This is a genomic window from Secundilactobacillus paracollinoides DSM 15502 = JCM 11969 (assembly GCF_001311135.1).
In the GTDB taxonomy this organism is placed as follows: domain Bacteria; phylum Bacillota; class Bacilli; order Lactobacillales; family Lactobacillaceae; genus Secundilactobacillus; species Secundilactobacillus paracollinoides.
This window is the reverse complement of the sequence record NZ_BBAG01000116.1, coordinates 1-3575: the sequence shown is the minus strand read 5'-3', so window position 1 is coordinate 3575 and position 3575 is coordinate 1. Positions and strand designations below refer to the sequence as shown.

Annotated in this window: 10 protein-coding genes; all 10 read right to left on the bottom strand. The window is 38.7% G+C overall.

Annotation, left to right across the window (positions count from 1 at the left end):
• Window positions 1-36: 36 nt before the first annotated feature.
• Entirely contained in the window at window positions 37-228 is a 192-nt protein-coding gene (locus tag JCM11969_RS16210; RefSeq protein WP_054712896.1) for a hypothetical protein, read from the bottom strand.
• A complete protein-coding gene (locus JCM11969_RS16205; protein ID WP_054712893.1) occupies window positions 209-460 on the bottom strand; it encodes a hypothetical protein in 252 nt (83 codons plus the stop codon). The genes JCM11969_RS16210 and JCM11969_RS16205 overlap by 20 nt, the downstream gene beginning before the upstream one ends.
• Window positions 457-882, bottom strand: a complete 426-nt coding sequence (locus JCM11969_RS16200) for a YopX family protein (RefSeq protein ID WP_054712890.1) — start codon at window positions 880-882, stop codon at window positions 457-459. The genes JCM11969_RS16205 and JCM11969_RS16200 overlap by 4 nt, the downstream gene beginning before the upstream one ends.
• On the bottom strand, window positions 879-1304 hold the full coding sequence (locus JCM11969_RS16195; protein ID WP_054712887.1) for a YopX family protein: 426 nt from the start codon (window positions 1302-1304) through the stop codon (window positions 879-881). The genes JCM11969_RS16200 and JCM11969_RS16195 overlap by 4 nt, the downstream gene beginning before the upstream one ends.
• Complete coding sequence (locus tag JCM11969_RS16190) at window positions 1301-1624, bottom strand: hypothetical protein (RefSeq protein WP_156319415.1); 324 nt, start codon at window positions 1622-1624, stop codon at window positions 1301-1303. The genes JCM11969_RS16195 and JCM11969_RS16190 overlap by 4 nt, the downstream gene beginning before the upstream one ends.
• Before the next feature lie 114 nt (window positions 1625-1738).
• Complete coding sequence (locus JCM11969_RS16185) at window positions 1739-2287, bottom strand: N-6 DNA methylase (RefSeq protein WP_054712881.1); 549 nt, start codon at window positions 2285-2287, stop codon at window positions 1739-1741.
• 14 nt (window positions 2288-2301) lie between these two features.
• Complete coding sequence (locus JCM11969_RS20060; RefSeq protein WP_263850084.1) at window positions 2302-2430, bottom strand: hypothetical protein; 129 nt, start codon at window positions 2428-2430, stop codon at window positions 2302-2304.
• A gap of 48 nt (window positions 2431-2478) precedes the next feature.
• Window positions 2479-2682: a hypothetical protein gene (locus JCM11969_RS16180; protein WP_054712878.1), complete on the bottom strand. Its 204-nt coding sequence runs from the start codon at window positions 2680-2682 to the stop codon at window positions 2479-2481.
• A 145-nt stretch (window positions 2683-2827) separates the two neighbouring features.
• Window positions 2828-3058 (bottom strand): hypothetical protein, encoded by a 231-nt coding sequence (locus JCM11969_RS16175; RefSeq protein WP_054712875.1) that lies wholly within the window; start codon window positions 3056-3058, stop codon window positions 2828-2830.
• A complete protein-coding gene (locus tag JCM11969_RS16170) occupies window positions 3051-3371 on the bottom strand; it encodes a VRR-NUC domain-containing protein (RefSeq protein WP_082615638.1) in 321 nt (106 codons plus the stop codon). The genes JCM11969_RS16175 and JCM11969_RS16170 overlap by 8 nt, the downstream gene beginning before the upstream one ends.
• Window positions 3372-3575 lie beyond the last annotated feature (204 nt).

The following is a 3575-nucleotide window of genomic DNA, read 5'->3' as shown; positions in this document are numbered from 1 at the left end:
TCCTCCTAAAATGGCCGTGTAAGCTCGTTAAGAATTTTATCCCATCGTCAGCTCATGGATAACCTGGTTTCGTTCCTTCGATGACAATTTGTTAATCGCGTTGCGCTGGCTGCCGTTCAGCTTGATAAAGTGATTGCCGCACCACACTAGCGCCTGTGCCACATCGCCACCATAGCTTGCCATGCCTTGCAGCACGTAATTGCGATACTCAATCTGTTCGTGTGTCATGCTGCGCCTCCACTAATTTCCGACCACACATCGGGCAATAATTAATATTTGCTGCTTCGCTTTTACTTACGCAACCGGAATCAAAAGAAGCGCCAAACTCTAAGTTTCCCTCGTCATCTGTCCCGCAATACGCTGTGTCTTCTAAATCAACCTCATAATCTGTTCTACCACTAAAATCCAGGAATGGTTCATGACAATACTTACATCTTTGTTGCTCATCGGTTTCGTTCATTTGTCTGCCTCCACTAGTTCCGGATTAGTGTGCACGTTGCCGATAACCTTGATTTCACCAATATGGTCACTAACCAGCATTTCATTCCCGGTAGCCAAGTCTTCTCCCAGAATGTAGCTGTTTCCGTCTTCGATGATAATTTGTGAAACTTTTGGTTGAGCATATTTGTAATTAGACTTGATAATGTCGCCTTCATATATATCCTTGCCGTTCACGTCTTTCAGGCCGGTAAACTGCTCCAAAATTACGCTGTCTAAATCAGGCTCATCATCACCAAGTATATCTGGGTCATTAGAAAAGTCTGGGCCATACGTGTAAATGCTGGTTAGCACCCCTTTAGGGCTAAAACTCAATGCTAACGTATCAATGTTTAACATTCTTTTATTTACCTTGTCCCACACTCTAAATTTTATATCCATCATTTGCCCTCCAATAGTTCTGGGTTCTCGTGAACGTTGCCAACTACAATATCTTGTGCAATATTTATTCCACCATAACCATGTTCCTTATTTTGAATAATCGAATTAAAGCCAGCTCCATATCTATCGGCTTTATAAACAATAATTCCAAATTCATTTTTGGCTTTAATTTTTTTATTAGCACCAAAAAATTTAATAATGTCGCCTTCATAAATTTCTTTACCGTTCACGTCTTTCAGGCCGGTATACTGCTCAAGCTCAAACATTGCGCAAATTCCATCAACTTTACCATCGTTAGAGCACTCGTAATACCCATCAGCACTAGCCTCTGCCCAGTAGGCTTGACCATAAATAAATTCGATGTTGTCAGGTAACAGCATTTTATTCTGAGCTTTGTCCCACACTCTAAATTTTGGTACCATCATTTCCCCTCCAATAGATAATTAATACTATCTAATTTATCTAAAATATTGTCAGTTTCTTCTTTTTCATATTTCTCAACGAGTTCTTTACGAATGTCTTGCCAGTTGGTATGTTTGCTTAAAGTCTCTTGGTTATCAAATATTCCGCTCCCAAAATGATCTGTTCTAAAATACATTTTTTCTTTACTACTTGGTTTTAGAGCAAGCTTGTTTACCAACTCTCTTTCGTTCCCAAAAAACGACCTGATCGTTTCAAAATATTTATCGGCCCGTTCTTCTGCCTTATCATGAATGCGTTTTTCTAAAACTGATTTATCCATCATTTTTCCTCCCAATCTCAACATCACTCGGTGCCACCTCAATATGCCTGTGGCTGACTTTAACTTTAATCATCACTGTTCGCCTATCACCACGAGTTATCCGGCATAGCCAGTTAATCAAATGTGTTTACGGTGCATTGGAAGTGCCGGAATGTATGCAACCTTATCACTCTCGACATGTTCAATAGCTTTTTCACTCCAATTAGATACGTTAAATTTTTCTTTAACTTTATCGGTGTGAGGCATAACGTTTATATCAGAGAATTTCATGTAATCATCATGCGAATTTTGAACAAAATAAATCTGTTTTATATTTCTTTCTAATGTATCACCATGAATCACAACACAATTCATACCCCTAATCGCAATATTGTGTAGTAAATATGGAATAACGTTATCTCCAAATTCCTCCACCATATACAAATAGTTGTGTGGGGCATAGCTGAATGGCGTTTCTGCTAATCTGTCATCATTCCATTTTTTAATAATTAGCGATCCCGTTCCAGCAGTTGGATCATATCCAGACCATCCACTTTCACTACTATTATCATTCCTGGTAATCTTTGATACTAATTCAGAAACAGAATCAGGCGTAAAATCTTGCTGTTGAGATTTTCTCTCGGCAGCATATTCTTCAAAGTATTCACGAAACGTATCTGTTGACACATTACTATTAATAGTTAGAATTTTTTATAAAAATCATTGCGTTCTTTTGGCTTAAACAGCAAATCGCTTATAAATTTTTCAAATTCCGCATGCTGATTAACTCCAGCCATTGTATATAATTCGTCGCGTCCTAATTTTGCCATAACTATGCCTCCCGTAGCTTCTCTCGCAATTTAGCACTGCCGGTGGATTCATTTAGCTTCTCCCTCCACATCTGTAACCTTGACCACACCGTTCAGAATTTTGGCTACTTTGCGGCCAATAAATTTGCCATCCTGTTGACCAAAGCATGCTGCCTCATTGGCATTTTTACTAAAGCTAAAGCACTCTGAGCTAAAGTTACTAAGGTAATACACGTTGCTATCTCGTAAATCCGTAATACTAATTGTTTTCATTTATGGTTTTCGCTTCCATTTCTGTGTGCCACCCGTCCCTTTTGATGTAGGCGCCGTTGTTCCGCATTACTAAGTCGCTTATGCTTGATGGTGCTAAGCCCCATCACTGCTAACCGCCTAGTTACCCAAGTATGATCATGCCCCATTAGACGACCGATCTTTTGCGAATTGTGAACGCCATGATCCAATAGTATTGAATCTCAACCACATCATCATGACTAATAGGGGCACTAGTTTTCGGATACCTAACTTGTGGATCATCTTCGTTACCAATCGCGGACTTTCTAAGCTTACTTAATAACGGATTGTCTTCTGGCACTAGCTTAATATTGCCATATTGTTTTTCTAGCTTATTTAAAGCATCATAATCAAGCATTACTATCACCTACAATTTTCAACGCATCATCAACTGATCGTGCAACGCCATATAGAACTGGGTATTGGCTAATAAACTTTTCAAACTGTTGCTGGTCTTTACGTAGCCGTCCACGATTATTTTTACACTCAATTAATATCATCTTTCCATCCGAATGACGGAATCCAGTAATATCAGGCCAGCCTTTAGGAAACAGGGCAATTGTTCGACCATCTTTAGTTTTAACTTTTCCAGCATTACTTCGGCAGACGGTTGTGCCAATTTTTGATAACTCTAGTAAAATTTCATTTTGAATCTCATGTTCTGATTTAATGGTCATACCTCCAATGCGACGGATAAATGGGAGGAAAAATGGGAGAACCATCTAGCCGCTGTATTCCTTGCGGCAGTAAGGGCTAAGCCTATTTTTTATCATGTGGGAGGATCTTTTCAACATAACTTATATATATATATATATCTTTTACTCTTTTATCTTATATACTTATATTAATTTATCCTCCCATAGTATAAAAAGAGT

Excerpts from the sequence above, each read along its gene's own strand:
- JCM11969_RS16195 (WP_054712887.1), bottom strand. The coding sequence starts at position 1,304 with ATGATGGTACCAAAATTTAGAGTGTGGGACAAAGCTCAGAATAAAATG.
- JCM11969_RS16175 (WP_054712875.1), bottom strand. The coding sequence starts at position 3,058 with ATGCTTGATTATGATGCTTTAAATAAGCTAGAAAAACAATATGGCAAT.
- JCM11969_RS16210 (WP_054712896.1), bottom strand. The coding sequence starts at position 228 with ATGACACACGAACAGATTGAGTATCGCAATTACGTGCTGCAAGGCATG.
- JCM11969_RS16200 (WP_054712890.1), bottom strand. The coding sequence starts at position 882 with ATGATGGATATAAAATTTAGAGTGTGGGACAAGGTAAATAAAAGAATG.
- JCM11969_RS16190 (WP_156319415.1), bottom strand. The coding sequence starts at position 1,624 with ATGATGGATAAATCAGTTTTAGAAAAACGCATTCATGATAAGGCAGAA.
- JCM11969_RS20060 (WP_263850084.1), bottom strand. The coding sequence starts at position 2,430 with ATGGCAAAATTAGGACGCGACGAATTATATACAATGGCTGGAGTTAAT.
- JCM11969_RS16205 (WP_054712893.1), bottom strand. The coding sequence starts at position 460 with ATGAACGAAACCGATGAGCAACAAAGATGTAAGTATTGTCATGAACCA.
- JCM11969_RS16180 (WP_054712878.1), bottom strand. The coding sequence starts at position 2,682 with ATGAAAACAATTAGTATTACGGATTTACGAGATAGCAACGTGTATTAC.